The sequence below is a fragment of the Bacillus sp. NPDC094064 genome, assembly GCF_050279585.1.
Lineage (GTDB): Bacteria > Bacillota > Bacilli > Bacillales > Bacillaceae_G > Bacillus_A.
The window spans coordinates 489,740-508,718 of the sequence record NZ_JBNNUI010000003.1; the positions used below are offsets into that span (position 1 = coordinate 489,740).

24 protein-coding genes are annotated in these 18,979 nt (G+C 35.9%); 4 read left to right on the plus strand and 20 right to left on the minus strand.

What is annotated here, in order from left to right; genetic code table 11:
- Window positions 1-177 precede the first annotated feature (177 nt).
- Window positions 178-1,026, minus strand: a complete 849-nt coding sequence (glcT, locus tag ACQKNI_RS10305; protein WP_088230282.1) for a glucose PTS transporter transcription antiterminator GlcT — start codon at window positions 1,024-1,026, stop codon at window positions 178-180.
- Window positions 1,027-1,191: 165 nt separating this feature from the next.
- On the opposite strand from glcT, the gene ACQKNI_RS10310 reads away from it, so the two are divergent.
- Window positions 1,192-1,998, plus strand: a complete 807-nt coding sequence (locus ACQKNI_RS10310) for an HAD family hydrolase (protein WP_098253395.1) — start codon at window positions 1,192-1,194, stop codon at window positions 1,996-1,998.
- 73 nt (window positions 1,999-2,071) lie between these two features.
- Here the strand turns inward: ACQKNI_RS10310 and ACQKNI_RS10315 are convergent, their stop codons facing one another.
- From ACQKNI_RS10315 to scpA, 6 genes are all read right to left on the minus strand, one after another.
- Window positions 2,072-2,803: a GntR family transcriptional regulator gene (locus tag ACQKNI_RS10315; protein WP_088230284.1), complete on the minus strand. Its 732-nt coding sequence runs from the start codon at window positions 2,801-2,803 to the stop codon at window positions 2,072-2,074.
- Window positions 2,733-3,521 carry a glucosamine-6-phosphate deaminase gene (nagB, locus tag ACQKNI_RS10320; protein WP_088230285.1) on the minus strand — a complete coding sequence of 263 codons (789 nt, stop codon included), beginning with the start codon at window positions 3,519-3,521 and terminating at the stop codon, window positions 2,733-2,735. Before nagB ends, ACQKNI_RS10315 begins: the two co-directional genes overlap by 71 nt.
- Before the next feature lie 4 nt (window positions 3,522-3,525).
- The gene (gene nagA / locus ACQKNI_RS10325; RefSeq protein ID WP_088230302.1) at window positions 3,526-4,668 is read right to left on the minus strand and encodes an N-acetylglucosamine-6-phosphate deacetylase; all 1,143 of its coding nucleotides are present in this window, start codon (window positions 4,666-4,668) and stop codon (window positions 3,526-3,528) included.
- A gap of 210 nt (window positions 4,669-4,878) precedes the next feature.
- A complete protein-coding gene (locus ACQKNI_RS10330; protein ID WP_088230286.1) occupies window positions 4,879-5,781 on the minus strand; it encodes a ComEC/Rec2 family competence protein in 903 nt (300 codons plus the stop codon).
- Between the two features lie 77 nt (window positions 5,782-5,858).
- Window positions 5,859-6,431 carry an SMC-Scp complex subunit ScpB gene (gene scpB, locus ACQKNI_RS10335; protein ID WP_088230287.1) on the minus strand — a complete coding sequence of 191 codons (573 nt, stop codon included), beginning with the start codon at window positions 6,429-6,431 and terminating at the stop codon, window positions 5,859-5,861.
- Between the two features lie 157 nt (window positions 6,432-6,588).
- Window positions 6,589-7,332, minus strand: a complete 744-nt coding sequence (scpA, locus tag ACQKNI_RS10340; protein ID WP_088230288.1) for a segregation/condensation protein A — start codon at window positions 7,330-7,332, stop codon at window positions 6,589-6,591.
- A 169-nt stretch (window positions 7,333-7,501) separates the two neighbouring features.
- Here scpA and ACQKNI_RS10345 point away from each other — a divergent pair, with 169 nt between their 5' ends.
- Window positions 7,502-7,597 (plus strand): YjcZ family sporulation protein, encoded by a 96-nt coding sequence (locus ACQKNI_RS10345; RefSeq protein ID WP_000510194.1) that lies wholly within the window; start codon window positions 7,502-7,504, stop codon window positions 7,595-7,597.
- A gap of 96 nt (window positions 7,598-7,693) precedes the next feature.
- Window positions 7,694-8,212 (plus strand): DUF309 domain-containing protein, encoded by a 519-nt coding sequence (locus ACQKNI_RS10350; protein WP_088230289.1) that lies wholly within the window; start codon window positions 7,694-7,696, stop codon window positions 8,210-8,212.
- 20 nt (window positions 8,213-8,232) lie between these two features.
- Here the strand turns inward: ACQKNI_RS10350 and ribT are convergent, their stop codons facing one another.
- Both ribT and ACQKNI_RS10360 read right to left on the minus strand, forming a co-directional pair.
- Window positions 8,233-8,601, minus strand: a complete 369-nt coding sequence (ribT, locus tag ACQKNI_RS10355; RefSeq protein ID WP_016718416.1) for a GNAT family N-acetyltransferase RibT — start codon at window positions 8,599-8,601, stop codon at window positions 8,233-8,235.
- A gap of 397 nt (window positions 8,602-8,998) precedes the next feature.
- The gene (locus tag ACQKNI_RS10360; protein WP_088230290.1) at window positions 8,999-9,436 is read right to left on the minus strand and encodes a peptidylprolyl isomerase; all 438 of its coding nucleotides are present in this window, start codon (window positions 9,434-9,436) and stop codon (window positions 8,999-9,001) included.
- A 187-nt stretch (window positions 9,437-9,623) separates the two neighbouring features.
- On the opposite strand from ACQKNI_RS10360, the gene ACQKNI_RS10365 reads away from it, so the two are divergent.
- Window positions 9,624-10,490 (plus strand): DUF1002 domain-containing protein, encoded by an 867-nt coding sequence (locus ACQKNI_RS10365; RefSeq protein WP_088230291.1) that lies wholly within the window; start codon window positions 9,624-9,626, stop codon window positions 10,488-10,490.
- Between the two features lie 30 nt (window positions 10,491-10,520).
- On the opposite strand, the gene ACQKNI_RS10370 is transcribed toward ACQKNI_RS10365, so the two are convergent.
- From ACQKNI_RS10370 to sigF, 11 genes are all read right to left on the minus strand, one after another.
- Entirely contained in the window at window positions 10,521-11,324 is an 804-nt protein-coding gene (locus ACQKNI_RS10370; RefSeq protein WP_140417324.1) for an HAD family hydrolase, read from the minus strand.
- A 97-nt stretch (window positions 11,325-11,421) separates the two neighbouring features.
- Entirely contained in the window at window positions 11,422-12,894 is a 1,473-nt protein-coding gene (gene spoVAF / locus ACQKNI_RS10375; protein WP_088231082.1) for a spore germination protein SpoVAF, read from the minus strand.
- Complete coding sequence (locus ACQKNI_RS10380; protein WP_088231081.1) at window positions 12,881-13,450, minus strand: stage V sporulation protein AE; 570 nt, start codon at window positions 13,448-13,450, stop codon at window positions 12,881-12,883. Before ACQKNI_RS10380 ends, spoVAF begins: the two co-directional genes overlap by 14 nt.
- Window positions 13,451-13,455: 5 nt before the next feature.
- On the minus strand, window positions 13,456-13,806 hold the full coding sequence (spoVAE, locus tag ACQKNI_RS10385; RefSeq protein ID WP_088231080.1) for a stage V sporulation protein AE: 351 nt from the start codon (window positions 13,804-13,806) through the stop codon (window positions 13,456-13,458).
- Window positions 13,807-13,809: 3 nt separating this feature from the next.
- Window positions 13,810-14,826, minus strand: coding sequence for a stage V sporulation protein AD (spoVAD, locus tag ACQKNI_RS10390; protein ID WP_088231079.1), 1,017 nt, complete (start codon window positions 14,824-14,826; stop codon window positions 13,810-13,812).
- Window positions 14,827-14,839: 13 nt separating this feature from the next.
- Window positions 14,840-15,298, minus strand: coding sequence for a stage V sporulation protein AC (spoVAC, locus tag ACQKNI_RS10395; RefSeq protein ID WP_088231078.1), 459 nt, complete (start codon window positions 15,296-15,298; stop codon window positions 14,840-14,842).
- A gap of 14 nt (window positions 15,299-15,312) precedes the next feature.
- On the minus strand, window positions 15,313-15,729 hold the full coding sequence (spoVAB, locus tag ACQKNI_RS10400) for a stage V sporulation protein SpoVAB (RefSeq protein WP_070144741.1): 417 nt from the start codon (window positions 15,727-15,729) through the stop codon (window positions 15,313-15,315).
- Window positions 15,722-16,342, minus strand: a complete 621-nt coding sequence (locus ACQKNI_RS10405) for a stage V sporulation protein AA (RefSeq protein WP_088231077.1) — start codon at window positions 16,340-16,342, stop codon at window positions 15,722-15,724. The genes spoVAB and ACQKNI_RS10405 overlap by 8 nt, the downstream gene beginning before the upstream one ends.
- Window positions 16,343-16,458: 116 nt before the next feature.
- Window positions 16,459-16,557, minus strand: coding sequence for a methionine/alanine import family NSS transporter small subunit (locus ACQKNI_RS10410; protein WP_000016829.1), 99 nt, complete (start codon window positions 16,555-16,557; stop codon window positions 16,459-16,461).
- On the minus strand, window positions 16,557-18,083 hold the full coding sequence (locus ACQKNI_RS10415; RefSeq protein ID WP_088231076.1) for a sodium-dependent transporter: 1,527 nt from the start codon (window positions 18,081-18,083) through the stop codon (window positions 16,557-16,559). Before ACQKNI_RS10415 ends, ACQKNI_RS10410 begins: the two co-directional genes overlap by 1 nt.
- A gap of 136 nt (window positions 18,084-18,219) precedes the next feature.
- Window positions 18,220-18,978, minus strand: coding sequence for an RNA polymerase sporulation sigma factor SigF (gene sigF, locus ACQKNI_RS10420; protein WP_088231075.1), 759 nt, complete (start codon window positions 18,976-18,978; stop codon window positions 18,220-18,222).
- Window position 18,979 lies beyond the last annotated feature (1 nt).

Here is an 18,979-nt window from a genome sequence, read left to right on the forward strand (position 1 = left end):
GTGTCAAAAATAAGTTTACGTATAAGTTCACTATAATTAAGGCAAACGTTTTCGTTAATCACCCTAATGTGTTTGTCGAAAATTGTATAACTTTGCAATAGTTATTATACATAACTATTGTAAGCGATTCAATGATTTTTTCTAACGTTTTCATTTTAGACAATAATATATGTCTTTTTACACATGCTCCGCTTTCACTAGTCGTTGCAAGTGCATCGTTAAGTATATACTCTCCGCCTCATATACAGGAAGTTGCAATTCTTTTTGCATGACCTTAACTAGCTTCCAAGCTAAATTATAACAGACTGGATATTCTGTCTTTAATAAATCCGCAAAGCTTTGTGACTCCTCTACTTTTTCTCCTTCTTTCACTCGTTCAATAGCATATTGCAAATGACGAATAAGGCGTAAATAATGAATACTTTCTTGATCTAATGTAATTTGTAAGTTTGTCTCAATTAAAGATACAAGCTGTGCAATGAGACGGGAGTTTTGATTAACTGAAGATAAATCTGAATTTGTAAGTGAGCTGTAAATATGGAGTGCAATAAAACCTATTTCTCCTTCTGGCAATGTAATTTGCAAACGCGAATTTAAAAGTTCTACAACACCTTCAGCAATTTCATATTCCTCTGGATATAGCATTTTCGTTTCAACTAAAAAAGGATTATCAATTGTTAGCCCTTGTTTTAACCGCTTAATCGCAAAAGAAATATGATCTGTTAAAGCGATGTGAATATGTTCATTTAATGGTGATTTTGCCTTTTCTTGAATGTAAAACATAATGTCGTTCATTAGTTCAATTAATTTTTCACTCACATGCGGTACTAACAATTTGTATTGCTCACGATCACGTTCATTTTTTAAAACAAACATTTTTTCAATTTGTTCTTGCTCCAATACATCTCTCGCTTTTTTTCCAAAGCCAATTCCTTTACCAATCACTACTACTTCCTCGTGTTCCGGATGGCTAGCAATGATGACATTATTATTTAAAACTTTTTTAATTTCTAGATAATTACTCATATAACACCACCCTCGTACTTAAATAGCCTACTTTTATGTTACAGAACATCCTTATTTGTCGTCAATGTAAAACATCTACCATTTAGTAAAAATTCATTTTTTAGACATGTTTGTATATGATGCGTATAATGTAAGGGCAACTGTACATAGAAAGGAGACCGCAATATGATAAAAATGTTTGTGAGTGATATCGATGGTACAATGATGCAACACGGAGGTCTAATTGACGAACAGGATATCGTCGCACTTCGTAGTCTGGCTGAGCAAAATGTGATTCTTTGTTTCGCTTCTGGCCGACTTGATAATGAAATTGCAAATTTAATGCAAGCTGTAAATACAAATTTCCACCGCATTAGTGTAAATGGTGTTTTCGTATATACGCACGAAAATAAGCAACTATTATCTGCAACATTCGATTCGAGTATTCTACCCGATTTGTTAGCAATGACAAATGAAGATCCTTATTTCCGTTATGTAAGTGATGAGCATAATTATTACATTGAAGAGAAAACACCGTTTATTCATGAACTTGAACAACAAGTAACTATGACTTCTGTTGAAGAACCTAATTTATTACAGAAAATAGATGATACAATTTTTCCAAATAAAATTTCTGTTGGCGGAACAAAAGAAAGCTTACAACTCCTTCAGAAAAAGATTGATGAAACATTCCACGGAAAAGTTAGTACGTTCATTTCCGCAGAACAATGTTTAGATGTAATGCCACCAAATATTAGTAAAGGCTCTGCTATTTCTGTTTTATTAAAAGAATTTCAATTACAACCAGAGGAAGTTGCTTGCATAGGGGATTCTTACAATGATATTCCAATGTTTTCTTTAACTCCTCACAGTTTTGCTATGTCCCAAGCAGATGACGCAGTAAAAAAACACGCTCACTATGTAGTAGATACGGTTAAAGATGCCGTTAACCAAGTGATTGCTCATAATAAAAATACGACTCATTCCTTATAAGGATGAGTCGTATTTTTATTTCTTTACATATTGAACAATTTTAAATTTACTGTACTTCACAAACTGAAATATATTATTTGTTACGTGCGATGTTCGTAATAAATTTATAACGATCCCCACGATAAATACATTTCACATACTCTAACGGCATCTCACCTTCTGAATATGACCATTGACGCATTACAAGTACAGGCGCCTTTTTAGGAATATGCAGATGTTCAGCTTCACTATCCGTTGCAATCGAAGCTTCAATTGATTGAGTAGCGCTAACAAGCTTAAAGCCCAGTTTTTTCTCTAAATGTTCATATAAAGATTGTTGCAATATTTCTTCGTTAATATCCTTTACAAGAGTTGGCGACAAATATGTCGTCTCAAAAGCAATCGGTTCATCATCAGCTAAGCGAATACGCCTTACTTCATAAACCGACTCTCCCTCCTGTATTCTTAACCGGTCTGCTATTTTTGCAGTGGCTGGAACTAGGCGGAAACTAAGTAATTGACTACTTGGGTTCATTCCGCGAGAAATCATATCTTCTGTGAATCCCGTCATTCCTTGCAATTTTTGCTCCACTTTCGGAAGTTGGACAAATGTTCCAATTCCACGTTTCCGATATAAATAGCCTTGTTCCACTAAATTATTAATCGCCTGTCTGATTGTCATACGACTTACTTCGAACTTATCGCAAAGTTCATTCTCAGATGGGATTTTATCTCCCGGCTTCCATTCGCCGCTCTCAATTAGCTGTTTCACCCACTCTTGAATCTGATAATAGATCGGAAATGGTGAATACTTGTCGATGTTCATCAGCAATCGCCTCACTGCATAAAGATAGAGCTTCTTGATCAGCAATTACGGTTACATTCGGATGACGTTGTAAAACTGTAGCAGGACACGCTTCATTATATTCGCCTTGTAATAACTCTTTAACAGCTTCTGCCTTTTTAGAACCCATAGCAACAAGTAGAATTTGTTTCGCTTTCATAATACTTCCGATTCCCATCGTAATCGCATGAGTTGGCACATCTTCTTCTTTTTCAAAGAAACGAAGGTTTGCTTGGCGTGTAGATTCTGTTAATTCAACAATATTCGTTGGAGAATTAAACGATGTTCCTGGCTCGTTAAATCCGATGTGACCGTTTTCACCGATTCCAAGAATCTGTAGGTCAACTGGGTTAGCAGCTAGAATGCTCTCGTAACGTTTGCACTCTTCCTCTAAATCACTTGCCATCCCGTTTGGTACATAAGTTTGTTTAAATGGAAGATGATTAAACAACTGTTCTTGCATGAAATAGTGATAGCTGTTTTTATCTTCGTGTGGTAAATTTACGTACTCATCTAAGTTTACAGTGGTTGTATGGCTTGTATCAAGTTTATTTTTTCGCATTTCTGCATAAATACCTAATGGAGAGCTTCCTGTAGCCATTCCTAATGTTGGATTTTCTTTTGTTTTTACAACTTCTTCAATTAATTTATAACCTGCTTCTGCTAGTTCTTCTGGAGTTTTCACAACAAGAATATTCATTTAATTACTTCCCCTCTTTCATATGAATTCCTAAACGAACCGTATCATATACATGTAAATTTTCAGTCATGACAACAAAGTCTGCATCTTTTCCTACCGCTAATGCACCTTTATTATTTAATCCAAACTCTTCTGCCTGGTTAACTGATGTCATGAGTACTGCATCCTCGATTGAACATCCTGTAAACTCAATTACATTTCGGAAAGCTTGATCCATTTTTAGAATACTACCAGCTAACGTTCCATCCTCTAATCGAGCACTACCATCTTTTACATGTACTGGCTGTCCGCCAAGCTCATATAATCCATCTTCAAGACCTTTTGCACGCATTGCATCAGTAATGACACTTACTTTTTTCGGTCCTTTTAATTTATATGCTAATTTCACCATATCAGGGTGAATATGAATACCATCTGTAATTACTTCAACCATTACATCTGGATTCAATAACACATGACCAACAACTCCTGGTTCACGGTGATGCAATCCACGCATTTGATTGTACAAATGTGTTGCATGTGTAATTTTTCTATTTTTTAGTTGTGCATCAATTGCATCTGTATGCCCCATTGTGCCAACAACACCAGTTTCAGCAAGATACTGTTCAAATTCTAATGCACCCTCTTCTTCTGGTGCATATGTTACTAATTTAATTAGATTCCCGCTTGCTTCCTGCCATTGTTTAAATTGTTCAATATTCGCAGGAACAATATGTTCAAGTGGCTGTGCACCTGCACGTTTTTTTGAAACATACGGTCCTTCTAAGTGAATATATTCGAAATGTGCTCCTTTTTCTTTCGCTTCCTTCGCAGCACTTAGCGCCGCTTCAATCGCTTCTGGAGCTTGTGTCATTGTTGTTGGGAAGTAAGTTGTAACTCCTTCTTTTAACATTTCTTTACCTAGAGTTACTAACCCATCGCTATTTGCATCCATCGCATCAATATCGTATCCACCATGAATATGAACATCAATCATACCTGGAATGACAATCTTCCCTGTAGCATCAAAAATAGTTTCATTTTCTTGTGGTACATATTGAGCCATCAAACCAATTTCTTTAATTGTTTCTGCGTAACGAATAAATCCGTTTTCCACTACTTCTTGACCTGTATAAATTTTGGCATTGATGACAACTTGCGTTTTCATTTTCATCGATCCTTTCCCATGAAATACCTACTTGTTATTATTACCTTATTCGCCTAATTCCATCTTAATATATGCACGAGTAGTTGTCTATACATTCTAATGAAATTTCCTCTTTGTTTACCAAAAAAGGAAACTTCTTTCGTCTCTCACAATTATAATATATGTTATTCATTTTTTCCAAAAAAGGACAATATGCACCGTTACTATTAATTACTTAAGTAAAGGCATGAATCCACTAGACCCTATTGTAATATGTTCCCCGTCAGTTTCCATTTCTACTGTACGTTTATTTGTTCCATATAGCATTATACCACGCTGTCTTAATCGTTTTACTACACTTTGGTGCGGATGTCCATACGGATTTTTGCTCCCATATGAAAGAATAGCGAACTGTGGCTCTACTTTTTTTATAAACGTTTCACTTGTTGAAGTATATGAGCCATGATGTCCCACTTTTAACACATCCGCATGTACATCAAATTGCTTTAATATTTCATGTTCCGTCCGCACATCTGCATCACCCATTAATAAGAAATCTGCTTTTCCATATCGAACCTTTAACACGATTGAAGACTCATTATTTTCATCTTTTGATGTCCCATTGTTTAATACTTGTATAGAAACATGTGGATCTAGTGGTATGTATTGCCCTTCTTTTACTGATACAAATGGTATTCCTCTTTTTTTAATATGATTCCGGTACGTATGATATGTAAAAGAGCTATATGTTTTTCCACTATCTAATATGAGTGAGACCGGCATTTGTTCTACAATCGGAATCAACCCTCCTATATGGTCCATATCAGGGTGCGTACTGACAATAACATCTAAATGGTTAATCCCTTTCTCAATTAATTTTTGAATAATGACCTCTCCGGCTTCATAAGGTCCACCATCTATTAACATCGTTTGTCCATTCGGCAAAATGATAAGGGTTGCATCCCCTTGCCCAACTTTTAAAAAACTCACTTTCATTTTACTAAGATGCTGCCGATGCATATGTAAAGGAGACGTCGCTTGAATAGACATCATATATCTTTTAGCCGATGCACTATTTAAAGAAAAGCATAACAAGACTGAAACTAATATTAAAATACTTCGCATACCTCTCATAACCCGTCTCCTTTTTCACTTAGTATGGCACGGTATATAATTGATATACAAAAAAAGCTTAGCAAAATGCTAAGCTTTTATTTTGATATTTCTTGTAAAGAACCGAAGAATAAATCTGCTTCATTCATTTGTTCGTTTTCTTCAGAAAGCGACGGTAAATCATCTAATGTTTTCAATCCAAATGTGTCCAAAAATTCTTTCGTCGTTCCATATAAAATAGGGCGCCCAGGACCTTCCGCTCTTCCTGTTTCTTTTATAAGTAAGTGTGAGACTAACGTTTGTAACGCCTTATCAGTTTTTACCCCTCTAATCTCTTCCATTTCAGTCCTTGTAATCGGTTGGCGATATGCAACAATCGCTAACGTTTCAAGTGCAGCTTGAGAGAGTGAAGCAGCTGTTGGAATATCTATTAATTTTTGATAGTACGAAGCATGTTCTTTCTTTGTTGCAAAACGATATACTTTTGCATACTGTACAATTTGTAAACCACGATGTGACTCTTCACAGTCCTTTTGCATTTCTTCTAAAGTTTCAATTACGTCTTTCATTTCAATCTCGAGAACTTTCGCTATTTGTTCTGGATAAATTCCTTCATCACCTGAAACAAATAAAAGCCCTTCAATAATTGATTTTTGTTCTTTTCTATCCATTTCACAAGCTCCTTTCTCCTGGTTTCCATAAAAATACACATCAAAAAACCGAATCACAGTCAATGCGTTCGGTTCAATATTTCTTCTCTTGTTCCAAACGATACATTAAAACGTAACATGAGATAACATATTTCTACCCCATGTCCCTATACCAACTCTATACGGATTTATTAGAGCTTGATACGAAAATTTCATCAAAATTATGTTCTTGCTCAATGATAATTTGTTGATTTTTCATAAGCTCAAGAACCGCTAAAAATGTTACAACCATTATTTCACGTTCATCATCAGCAAACAAATCATAAAAACTTTGACGACCACCTTGTATTTCTAACTGCTTTAAAATATCAGTCATTCGCTTTTCAATTGGTATTTCTTGACGAGTAATACGTGTTGTTACAGGTTTTTTTGCTTTTTTACGGCGCATTAGTTTTTGAAATGCCGCTAGCATATCATATAACGTAACATCAAGAGGCAAGCTTGTCTCCTCTTCTTGTTGCAACGATGTAAAATCAATTGGCGGACGTGTATATAGCTGTGCTCTTTCTTGTTCTCTTTCTTTTAATTCAGTAGCAACTTGCTTATATTTCTTATATTCAATTAACCTCTCCATCAATTCTTGACGAGGATCATCTATAAAGTCATCACCGTTATCAAGTACATCTTCTTCATGTTTTGGCAACAACATTTTACTTTTAATTTGTAATAACGTTGCAGCCATTACTAAATACTCACTTGCAACATCTAATTGTAGTTCCTTCATCGTATGAACATATGATAAATATTGCTCTGTAATTTCCGCTACAGGAATATTATATATATCAATTTCATAGCGATGTATTAAATGTAACAATAAATCTAAAGGCCCTTCAAAAGCCTCCACTTTAAAATTATACTGCACAAAGCATCCCACCACATTTTTTCTATAACAACATAAGTATAGAGCATACTCATGTTCTATCCAACCTTTTTAAGAAATTTAATTAAAAATAGACCTATGCCTATGTCATCATGCCCATCGCTTCATATGATAACAGTGTAGTAAGAACAATGTAGGAGGTCAAAAAACTATGGGTCACGTTGATTGCGGTTTTAGCGGTGGGTTCGCATTACTTGTTGTATTGTTTATTTTACTAATTATTGTAGGAGCAGCTTGCTTCTGCTAATATGAACAATAACGGCTAGGGAAATCCCCTAGCCGTTTATTGTGAGTATTTCTATGATACACTTGTATTTATAACCGTTAGACAGGGGCGAAAAAAATGTATCCTACCGAATACATACAATTTTTAATTCATTTCCATGGAGATTATGATTATTTTGAATGTCATGAAATATTGGAAGAATATTGGAAAATAAAACCTAGAGGAAATCGCGATCATTACTTAGTTGGTCTCATTCAAATTGCAGTCTCCTTATATCATCAAAGACGCTCTAACTGGAATGGTTCCACAAAGATGATGAAAAGTGCAATCAAAATTTTAGAAAAAAACAGTGAACCTTTACAACGTTTAGGAATCAATCAGACACAACTTCTTTCCTTACTCAACGACAGAATGCAATCTATACAAAATAAAGAAAGCTTTGCACCGCTATTCTTACCATTATCGGACACATCATTGGAAAAGATATGCATGCAATTATGTCAGAAACAAAACCTTCCTTGGAAAGATGTGAACGCTACTCCTAGTGAATATATCATTCATAAGCATACATTACGTGACCGAACAGAAGTCATTACTGAACGAAACGAACAATTACAAAAAAGAAAGCAGAGATAATAAAATACTTATCTCTGCTTTCACGAATGTATATTTTGTTCAAGCCCTTTACACTTTTCGCAAAAACTTGCTGTTTGCTCATTTCCGCAAATTGTAAACTCAAGAAATTTACTCTTTAACTCTTGAACCATCTTCGTCCCAATACCCATATGACGGTGAGACGGGTTCACACTCAAATGCTGAATTTCTAGTACTTGATTCTCTTTTTTTACAATCCCCATTATCCCAACAAAATCTTCATTTTGTTTCCACAAATACAATTGCCAATCATCCTTTGCTTCATAGTCTTTCATAGTCAATTGTAATGTTTTCACATCTTTTTCAGTTGGCATAAATGAAAGAAGCCCCATTGCAATTTTTTCATAACTTTTTTTAAAACGAATTAACATAACCCTTATCCCTTCTTACAAAAGTTACAAACTATTAATCCCCTCGATCACTCTCTTCATTTTACAATATTTTCAACAGAGTGAGAAGAGCCTAAAACAACTTGATAATCATACAAAGTGAAAAGAAGAAAGTCAAATATATGTTTCAGCACTATTTCTTTCTAATATAAATAAAAAAGAGACAATGCTCTATGATAGTTAAAAGCAACATCCACTACTCATTATCGCTTCATTATTGTTCACCTTAGAGCAACGTAATTCTAGCAAAATTCATATAACAAAAATATTTGTTGGAACATACAATCTAATGTATTCTATGTAATTTGTTAAGAGTTTGTTCTCATAAGCAATATATTTAAAAATAAAAAAGAGAGCAAAAGCTCTCTTTTCTCATAACTTATTCTTCCCAAACTTTAACTTCTTTCATTACATCACCTTGACGCATGTTTAATACTGTTTCAATACCGCTTGTTGCTTTACCGAATACAGTATGTACACCATCTAAATGCGGTTGTGGCTCATGAACGATAAAGAATTGGCTACCACCTGTATTACGGCCAGCATGAGCCATAGAAAGTGATCCTACAAGGTGTCTATGAGGGTTCGCATCAGTTTCACATGGAATAGAGTAGCCTGGGCCACCTGCACCTGTACCTGTTGGGTCTCCACCCTGGCTCACGAAACCAGGAATAACGCGGTGGAATGTTACACCGTCATAAAATCCTTGCTCTGCTAATTTTTTAAAGTTTTCTACAGTTTTTGGCGCTTCCTCCGGGAAGAATTCTAAATCGATTTTTTCACCATTTTCCATTAATATGTATCCTAAAGTTTTCATACGTATATGTCTCCTTTCAACTATCTCAGCACTATATTACCACATTCATGACTAGAAACAAAAAGAATCCGACAATCTACACCGTTCTTTTTTGAAATGTGGCAAAAGCTAGGTGACAAATAAGAAATATATACTATAATAACTGTGTTGCCCGAAAATTTCAGAAAGAGAAAGGGAGCGATTTTTCGTGAAAACGAAATTACTAGCTCTGCTATTAGCTGTTACGATATTTATGATGCCAACAGCTTCATTTGCAGACATTATTGAGGGAGAATCAATTGTTACACTAGGAGAAAACTTATCTGAACAACAAAAACAAGATCTGTTAAAAGAAATGAAAGCACCAAAAGATGCTACAATTATTACTGTGTCTAATGCGGAAGAACATAAATTTCTAGACGGAATTGTTCCAAAAGCACAAATTGGTACGCGAGCAATTTCCTCTTCTATGATTACATACACAAAGCCAGGATCTGGTCTTATTGTACGTTCAAAAAACATTAATTCCATAACAGATGCAATGTACACAAATGCACTTATTACAGCAGGTGTGAAAGATGCAGAGATTCAAATTACTGCGCCATTTAAGGTTTCAGGAACTGCTGCTTTAACAGGGTTAATGAAGGCCTATGAAACAACATCGAACAAAGAAATTCCTGAAGAAGTAAAAAAAGTAGCCAATGAGGAAATGGTGCAAACAGCTCAGCTCGGCGATAAAATCGGTGAAGAAAAAGCAGTTCAACTTGTTGCAAAAATTAAAGAAGAAATTGCAAAAGAACAGCCACAAACAACAGAAGATTTACGTTCATTAATTAAAAAAATTGCTGATCAACTCGGTATTACATTAACAGATGAACAGCTAGATAACTTAGTGGCTTTATTTGATAAAATGAAAAATCTTAATATCGATTGGAATCAAGTTGGTAGTCAATTAGATAAAGCAAAAGAACATGTTTCTGCCTTTTTAGGATCTGAAGAAGGTCAAGGTTTCTTAGATAAAGTTAAAGATTTCTTCTCTAGTATCATTGATTTTGTTAAATCTTTATTCCAGTAAAAAAGAAGCTCGTCACTGACGAGCTTCTTTTTATACAAGTAATGGTAATTTCATAACAGCTTCTTCAACAGAACGAACAACATGATTCGCTTTCTCCTTCACATAAGGATGAGCATGATGAAGAGTAAATGAATGTGGGGTTACTTCAAACATAGAAATGTCATTAAAAGAATCTCCAATACATGCCACTTCTCTTGCTTCAATTTGTAAATATTCCATTAGTTGCTTTAGAGCAGTTCCCTTACTCACGCCCCTTGGCATAATATCAACATAGCGTTTACCTGATATAAAGACTTCCGCTTCACCATGAAACGTATCCCGTAACTCTCGATCTAAAGCTACAATTTTTTCTTCTTCCCCAAATACAAATAATTTCGCAGGATGTACCGTTTTCCCAAATTCCTCTTCTAACTTTTCTATCTCAGCAATATGCACCCCCATATACTCTTCAAAAGTATGATGATGCTCATTCTTCTTTTTTGTATATCGCTGCTCATTTGCACAAACAATATCTGCTAGTCCTTTTTTATGTATATATCGATATATTTCCTGGGCAACCTGTTCTTCAAAACTCGATTCATAAAATACGTTTCCATCCGGTAGTAACATTGTTGCTCCATTTAAACCCGTTGTGTAGTATGGAAATGCAAACCTTTTTACGACTTCATCAATTCGGTGCGTAAAACGTCCAGAGGCAAAACAAATATTTGTCCCTTTTTCAGCTAACCAGCAAAGTGCCCGTTCATCTTCTTTTTGCATATGATTCACATTGTAAACGAGCGTATCGTCTAAATCACTTACAAATAATTTAATCATGTCCTCTTCCCCTTCCATACACAATATCTACTCTAAGTGTACACAAAAAATGTTTGGTTTTTGTTAAAAAAATAATAAATTTTCAATAAAAAAATAAACGGGAGTATAATCCCGTTTATTTTTGTCTTCTTACATTTTGAGGTCGCACAATACTAGGACGCACTTTTAAACTAGACATAGTTGGACGGAGTAAAATTTTCGTTAACGCGCCCCAATCAAACGGTAAAAACGGCCATAAATACGGTGTTTGTAAGCTTTTTATAGACGTTAAAAATAGAATCAATATCGTCATTCCTATTACAAATCCCATTTCATGAAAAATACCTGTCAAAATAATGACAAACAATTTCCCAACCTTATTCCCAAGCCCTAGTTCATAACTCGGCGTTGCAAATGATCCAATCATAGAAACCGCTACATACAAAATAACTTCTGGTACAAACAAACCTACATCAATTGCAATTTGACCAATTAATATGGCAGAAATTAATCCTGCTGCTGACGACAATGATGTCGGTGTATGAATGGCAGCCATCCTTAAAAATTCGAGTCCGATTTCCGCCATCAAAACTTGTAATAAAACCGGTAAATGTGTCATCTTATTTGGCCCAATGAAAGCCAGGTTTTCCGGTAAAAGAGTTGGATCAAATACAAAAGCTAGCCAAAATGGCAGTAAGAATAGAGAAAATATAACACCTAGAAAACGTACCCAACGTAAAAATGTACCTACAGCTGGATTTTGTCTAAACTCTTCTGCATGCTGTAAATGGTGGAAATATGTTGTTGGAGTAATCATAGCACTTGGTGATGTATCAACAAGTACTAACACATGTCCTTCTAACAAATGATTTGCTGCTACATCTGGCCTTTCTGTGTACCGAATAAGCGGGAAGGGATTATAACCTTGTTTGACTACAAATTCTTCTACCGTTTTATCCGCCATCGTAATCCCATCTACTTCAATGCTACTTAATTCTTGTTTTATAATCTTCACTAAATCCGGATTTGCAACATCTTGAACGTATGTAATACAAATATCCGTTTGCGATCTATCCCCTACTCGAATCATTTCATTTCGAAGACGTGGGTCGCGAATTCTTCTACGAATTAATGCTGTATTTACAACGATATTTTCAACAAATCCATCTCTCGCACCACGTACTACTTTTTCAGTATCTGGTTCTGTCGGCGTTCGTCCTGGATAACTACGAACATCAATTGCGAACGCTTCCGTTTCACCTTCCACAAATATAACGATAAGTCCTGATAATACTTGGAGCATTACCTCATCCATCGTTTTCACTTTACTTACTTGTTGATGAATTAAACGATTCTCTAAAAGCTTTACTGTATCTTCTTCTACATCCCTTATTTCATTTGTATCTACTGCTTCTTCTAAAATAGGGATAATATAATTCGTATCACAAAGTCCATTTACAAATAACACACCAATTTCTTTGTTTAAAATTTGAAATTTACGAATACCAACATCGTATGTGACACCCAATCCAACTGTTTGCTTTAAATAATTTTCGTTGTCACTTATAAAAGTTGAAATAGGGATATTCACTTTTTTAGGCTTCGTCATAAAACCCACTCCTTTCCAAAATTAATTGAATTGCTTTTTTGGTAATAGGTGACCCTCTCTCACATTCATCATTGCCACACATCTTTCCAATATCACCAACACCAACAATGACAGGCACATTCAAATCATCTAAACAATAAATCGTATCTCCACTAATCCTGCCAACTTCACCATCTGGAAGTCCAAATTTGTCGACACCGTATTCTGTCAAATTCCCATTCCGATCTACACTTACATCTACACGCGCCCATTCCCAGTGATGTGTATTAGATGCAACCGCTAAAATACCAAGTACATCAATTTGTTTATGCGTTGCTACATATTTTAAAGCCTTTTCTCCAGAGCCTTCTCCAATAAATCCACTGTCATCAAACATGACAAATACAGGGTCATATGGCGTTTGCATAATAAGCTCAACAACTTTCTTCCCTGTCAATTTGGTTGGATTGCTTTGCGATGCTGAAATACACCTTCCCCCAAATTCCTTTGTTAACAGCTCAATTGTTCGCTTTGCATATTCATCTCCATCTGTAACCAAAACAACCCTTCGTCTCATTTGATTTATCCTTTCGGTTTACATATAAGTGCTACAAAAAATGAAAATAATATCGCTGCGGAAATGCCCGCAGACGTTAAACTAAACATACCAATACCAATTCCTAAATAACCATGTTTCTCTGCCGCATGCATCGCTCCGTGCAATAGTGAATGACCAAAGCTTGTAATAGGAACTGTTGCCCCAGCACCTGCAAACTTTATAAGCTTATCGTACAATCCAAATCCATCTAAAATCGCTCCGATAACTACAAAAGTTGCCATTAAATGTGCTGGGGTTAACTTTGCGAAATCTAACAATATTTGCCCAATCACACAAATAGCACCACCTACAAGAAATGCATATACAAAATCCACATTTCACTCTCCTTTCACTCTCTCAAATACGACACCATGTGCAATCGTCGGAATCGTTTCTTTCTGCTGCATCATCATCGGGCTTAATAACGCACCGGTAGCAACGACAAAAATTCGTTGTAAATTCCCTTTTTGCATCTCTCGTAATAAATGACCATATGTGACAACAGCTGAACAAGCGCAGCCACTACCACCAGCAAATACTTCTTCTTGACCGGAATCATAAATCATTAATCCACAATCAGTGTATGTATGCCCAAGTTCGTAACCTTCTTCCAATAATAGTTGCTTCGCGAGTGGTGTCCCAACACCTGATAAATCACCCGTAACAATCAAATCATAGTCAGCTGCACTTCTCCTCAAATCTTCAAAATGCTGTTGGATTGTATGAGCAGCTGCTGGCGCCATCGCCGATCCCATATCTAAAGGATTCGTAATTCCTAAATCCTGCACTTTCCCAATCGTAGCTGCTGTAATTTTAATTGCACTTTTTTCTTTGCTAATTAATATGGATCCCGCACCTGTAACAGTTGAATTCGCTGTTCCAGGCTTTTGTCCCCCGTACTCTGTCGGATAACGAAATTGCCTTTCCGCCGTTGCATTATGACTGCTTACTGTAGCTAAGACACGATTAGCAAATCCACCATCTATAAAAGCTGATCCCACCGCTAAAGTTTCCATCGACGTCGCACAAGCGCTAAACATTCCTAAAAATGGAATACCAAACTCCCTAGCAACATAATTTGCTGTCACTGTTTGATTTAATAAATCGCCCGCTAAAAAGAAATCAATTTGTGATGTTTTTATATTCCCTTTTTGCACCGCTTGTTGAATTGAATCGGACATCAATCTTCGTTCAGCAAGTTCCCAGTTTTCCTCTCCACAATGTAAATCATCATATGAAATGTCAAAATCCTTTCCAAGAGGGCCTTCAGCTTCTTTTGGACCGACAGCAGTACCCGTTGCATTCACGTAAATATCATTTTGAAATACCCACGTTTGTTTTCCGGTCAACCTCATACTCGCCCCTCCTTTAAGACATAAAAATTTTAAAAGTATACCTTATTAATCCGATAATGTATGCTCCAACAACACCAAACACGATAACACTTCCTGCAAGTTTAAACATGTTGGTAGCAATCCCTAGAACAATCCCTTCACTTTTATGTTCTAGCGCAGCACTCGCCATAGAATTCGCGAATCCCGTAACTGGTACTGCCGATCCTGCTCCAGCGAATTGACCGATTTTATCATATACACCACACCCTGTTAAAATCGCCGATAATAAAACAAGAGTTGCAACTGTCGGATTTCCTGCCTCTTGTTCACTAAAGTGAAAATAATGTATATAAAATTTCGTCAGTACTTCTCCAATTGTACAAACGAGCCCACCTACAAGAAATGCCTTCACACAATTTAGCAAATAAGGTGGTTTTGGATGATACTCTTTCACTTTATTTATGTAATCATCTTTCAATTTTCGCCTTGTCATTAATATATTGCCTCCTACTTTACGAAATAAATCCAGTGAAACAATGAGCCTATTACTTTTCCAAGTACAAGAGCAACGAGTAAAATAACAATTTTCCCCTCTACCCCGACTCGTTTCGCTAAAATAGGTAAAACATTTAATACTTCTGTTAATGCTGCAGCGAGCATTCCAATGAATGTGCCACAAAATAACCCTAATATTACAAGCCAATATTGTGATGTTTGAAATGTAATGTTTTTCAAACTACACCAAGCCCCTGTTAAAGTACCTGCAATGACAGCCCACTCAAAATATTGAATATGCTTTCCACTTCTCGTTAATTGAGCTAAACGAGGGATTATACCAAGTACAGCTAAAAAGGCAACATATCCGCTACCTACTGCAATCCCGCCAGCTAAACCAATTAATATAACAAACCCACATTCAATCATCGGCAAGCTGTTTCGTGTTATCCTTGTTTTCATTCACAATTACATATTGATCAAGCGACTGTTGATATTGGAACATCTCGACTTCTAACGGACTCGGCTCTTCATTAATTCGCTTTTGAAATACATGATTAAAAAATAAAACCATACCTAATCCAAGACCTACTGAATATGGAACTTGAAATAATAGTGGTTGCTCCTTAAACTCTCCAGTAATCATGTAATATAACCGTTGATGCACTTGTTGCATACTTACATCCTCATGGAAATAAATGATTGCAAGAGCTGCTCCAATAAAAAGTAATAACCATACAAGTCCAAAGAACACTGGATGAACTTTCTTTTTTTCATAAATAATTTCAACAAGAGTTTGTCCAGAACCGAGTAAATTAATTTGTATGTGAGCCGCTTTTTTCTCAATGATCTCAATTATCTTCATAACATCAATTACAACATGTGTTTTATCATGTGCTGTTATTTTGTAAACAATCTCATTTTGTAACGCTTCAACTATAAGACCATCTCCAGCAAGCTGAGCAATATCTCTCAATTTCACTTCATACGAAGGAGACACTTTTAAGCGGTTGCGCATTTTAATATATATAGTTCGTTCCAATTTACATTCACCTCTTCACTCTTCCTCGTAGTTGTAGTATGGTTATTGAATTTTTTTCTAATACAATTTTTTCATAAAAAAAACATCTGCACCGTTTCGGTGCAGATGTTTTTAAATTATGCCTTTTTCTTAAATAAATTTGCGATACTTAATGCAAGCCCTCCCCAAATGACCACCATTCCAATAACCATCATCATAATCGCTGATCCACTCATTATGAAACACCTCGATCTTTCCATTCTTTTTCAAGCTTAGCAGAATCTGAATGTATTTGCGCATTCCATTTTTTCAGACTCATGATTATTGCAACAATTAGGAACGCCGCTGCAATTGACCAACCATATGTTACAACAAACTCAGTTGGATAGTCTCCGTAGTTCTTTTTAATATTTTGGATTGTGCCATCAATTAACATATACCCTAACATAAGAGGGGTAATAACAAGTAAACTCACTCTCCAAAATGTCCCTAACTTTATATCAGATACAAAGTTTGCATGATTTTGATAAACTGGTAAACGACGCAAGATAAGTCCTATTGTCACTACTTCAACAAGCGCTATTGAAATTAATCCAAAATTGTTAGCGAAATAATCAACAACATCTAGGAACATAAGCCCACCACGTGTTGCAAAAACAAGAGAAACTAACACAAGAAGCGTTCCCATAATTCCAATCGTTTTTTGACGACTTAAGCTAAATTTTTCAGATACAGCCGCAAAACATACTTCCGCAAGTGAAATAAGTGATGTAATTCCAGCGACCGTTAACGATAAGAAGAATAATACACCAAACAACGGTGACATCGGCAGTTCATTAATAATTTGCGGGAATACTACAAACGCAAGTCCTACACCAGCACTAGCTACTTTATCAACCGGTACCCCCATGTTATTTGCCATAAATCCAAGAGCTGCAAAGACCCCAATCCCTGCTAATAATTCAAATCCTGAATTCGCAAATCCAGTAATAAAAGCATTATTTGTTGTATCTGAGTTTTTCGGTAAATAACTAGAATACGTAATCATAATTCCGAATGCTAAAGATAAACTAAAGAAGATTTGACCGTAAGCAGCAAGCCATACTTTCCCATCAAAAATACGACTCCAATCTGGTTTAAAGAATGCATCTAATCCTTGCATCGCACCTTCCATTGTCACTGCACGAACAACGATAATTAGGAACATAACAACTAATAACGGAATAAAAATGCGGTTAACAACTTCGATTCCTTTCTTAACGCCTTTAAATGCAACACCCAGCACAATAATCCAAACGAGCGCTAGTGGAATTAATACTTCTGGCACGAGCCCTCCAAACTGCCCTGGCTTATCTGCAACATGTAAATATTCTTTAAATAAGAATGATTGCGTGTCTTTCCCCCATGCTCCAGTAATTGCAAAGTACGTATACGAAATAGACCAAGCAATAATTACTGCATAATATGTTGAAACGATAAATGTTACACACATTTGCCACCATCCAATAAACTCAGCACGTGGATGAATACGGAAGAACGTAAGTGGTGCTGAACCACGATGGCGATGTCCAAGAGCAAATTCGAATGCTAACAATGAAATACCAGTCGTTAATAATGCGAATAAGTACGGTAAAAAGAATGCGCCTCCTCCATTTTCATACGCTGTATAAGGAAAACGCCATATGTTTCCTAAACCAACTGCAGAGCCGACCGCTGCGAAAATAAATCCGGCCCTCGTTCCCCATTGTTGCCTCGTTTCCATGTTTCCTTCCCCCTTTGTGACAAGTTCATACTTGGATTATATTTTAAATTAACTAAATTATCAATAAATTCTGTAAACTTTTCGACAATAGGTGTAATCTTCTATTTTCATTACAATGAAAAAATCGAATAGATAGCTATTCATCTATTCGATCTTTCATCTGTTTTAATATTTTCTTTTCAAGTCTTGAAACTTGCACTTGAGAAATGCCTATGCGCTCCGCTACTTCTGATTGTGTTTGGTCTTTATAATAGCGCAAATACACAATTAAACGTTCGCGTTCATCCAGTTCTCTAATCGCTTCTTTTAAAGCAATTTTATCAAACCATTTCGTCTCAGATTGATCTGCGATTTGATCCAAAATAGTAATTGGATCCCCATCGTTTTCATACACGGTTTCATGTATTGATGAAGGAGCACGACTTGCTTCTTGTGCCAAAACGACTTCTTCTGGCGTTAGTTCCAGAGCCTCCGCTACTTCATTAATCGTTGGAGCCCTTCCGAATTCTTTCGAAAGCTCGTCTCTCATCTTTCGAATTTTGTTTCCTGTTTCTTTTAAAGATCTACTCACTTTCACTGATCCATCGTCACGTAAAAATCGTTGAATTTCTCCAATAATCATGGGAACTGCATATGTTGAAAATTTCACGTCGAAAGATAAATCAAATTTATCTACCGATTTTAAGAGTCCAATACATCCAATTTGAAATAAGTCGTCTGGTTCGTATCCTCGGTTCAGAAACCGCTGCACAACCGACCATACGAGACGCATATTACTTTGAACGATTGTATCTCTTGCTTGTTGATCTCCATCTTGACTTTTTTGAATTAACGCTTTTAGCTCGTGGTCCTTTAACTGAGGTTTCTTCTTCTCATTTTTGACCTCTGTGTCCATA

Coding starts and splice junctions, on each gene's coding strand:
- glcT (WP_088230282.1), bottom strand. CDS start 1,026: ATGAGTAATTATCTAGAAATTAAAAAAGTTTTAAATAATAATGTCATC.
- ACQKNI_RS10310 (WP_098253395.1), top strand. CDS start 1,192: ATGATAAAAATGTTTGTGAGTGATATCGATGGTACAATGATGCAACAC.
- ACQKNI_RS10315 (WP_088230284.1), bottom strand. CDS start 2,803: ATGAACATCGACAAGTATTCACCATTTCCGATCTATTATCAGATTCAA.
- nagB (WP_088230285.1), bottom strand. CDS start 3,521: ATGAATATTCTTGTTGTGAAAACTCCAGAAGAACTAGCAGAAGCAGGT.
- nagA (WP_088230302.1), bottom strand. CDS start 4,668: ATGAAAACGCAAGTTGTCATCAATGCCAAAATTTATACAGGTCAAGAA.
- ACQKNI_RS10330 (WP_088230286.1), bottom strand. CDS start 5,781: ATGAGAGGTATGCGAAGTATTTTAATATTAGTTTCAGTCTTGTTATGC.
- scpB (WP_088230287.1), bottom strand. CDS start 6,431: ATGGATAGAAAAGAACAAAAATCAATTATTGAAGGGCTTTTATTTGTT.
- ACQKNI_RS10345 (WP_000510194.1), top strand. CDS start 7,502: ATGGGTCACGTTGATTGCGGTTTTAGCGGTGGGTTCGCATTACTTGTT.
- ACQKNI_RS10350 (WP_088230289.1), top strand. CDS start 7,694: ATGTATCCTACCGAATACATACAATTTTTAATTCATTTCCATGGAGAT.
- ribT (WP_016718416.1), bottom strand. CDS start 8,601: ATGTTAATTCGTTTTAAAAAAAGTTATGAAAAAATTGCAATGGGGCTT.
- ACQKNI_RS10360 (WP_088230290.1), bottom strand. CDS start 9,436: ATGAAAACTTTAGGATACATATTAATGGAAAATGGTGAAAAAATCGAT.
- ACQKNI_RS10370 (WP_140417324.1), bottom strand. CDS start 11,324: ATGGAAGGGGAAGAGGACATGATTAAATTATTTGTAAGTGATTTAGAC.
- spoVAF (WP_088231082.1), bottom strand. CDS start 12,894: ATGACGAAGCCTAAAAAAGTGAATATCCCTATTTCAACTTTTATAAGT.
- ACQKNI_RS10380 (WP_088231081.1), bottom strand. CDS start 13,450: ATGAGACGAAGGGTTGTTTTGGTTACAGATGGAGATGAATATGCAAAG.
- spoVAD (WP_088231079.1), bottom strand. CDS start 14,826: ATGAGGTTGACCGGAAAACAAACGTGGGTATTTCAAAATGATATTTAC.
- spoVAC (WP_088231078.1), bottom strand. CDS start 15,298: ATGACAAGGCGAAAATTGAAAGATGATTACATAAATAAAGTGAAAGAG.
- spoVAB (WP_070144741.1), bottom strand. CDS start 15,729: ATGATTGAATGTGGGTTTGTTATATTAATTGGTTTAGCTGGCGGGATT.
- ACQKNI_RS10410 (WP_000016829.1), bottom strand. CDS start 16,557: ATGAGTGGATCAGCGATTATGATGATGGTTATTGGAATGGTGGTCATT.
- ACQKNI_RS10415 (WP_088231076.1), bottom strand. CDS start 18,083: ATGGAAACGAGGCAACAATGGGGAACGAGGGCCGGATTTATTTTCGCA.
- sigF (WP_088231075.1), bottom strand. CDS start 18,978: ATGGACACAGAGGTCAAAAATGAGAAGAAGAAACCTCAGTTAAAGGAC.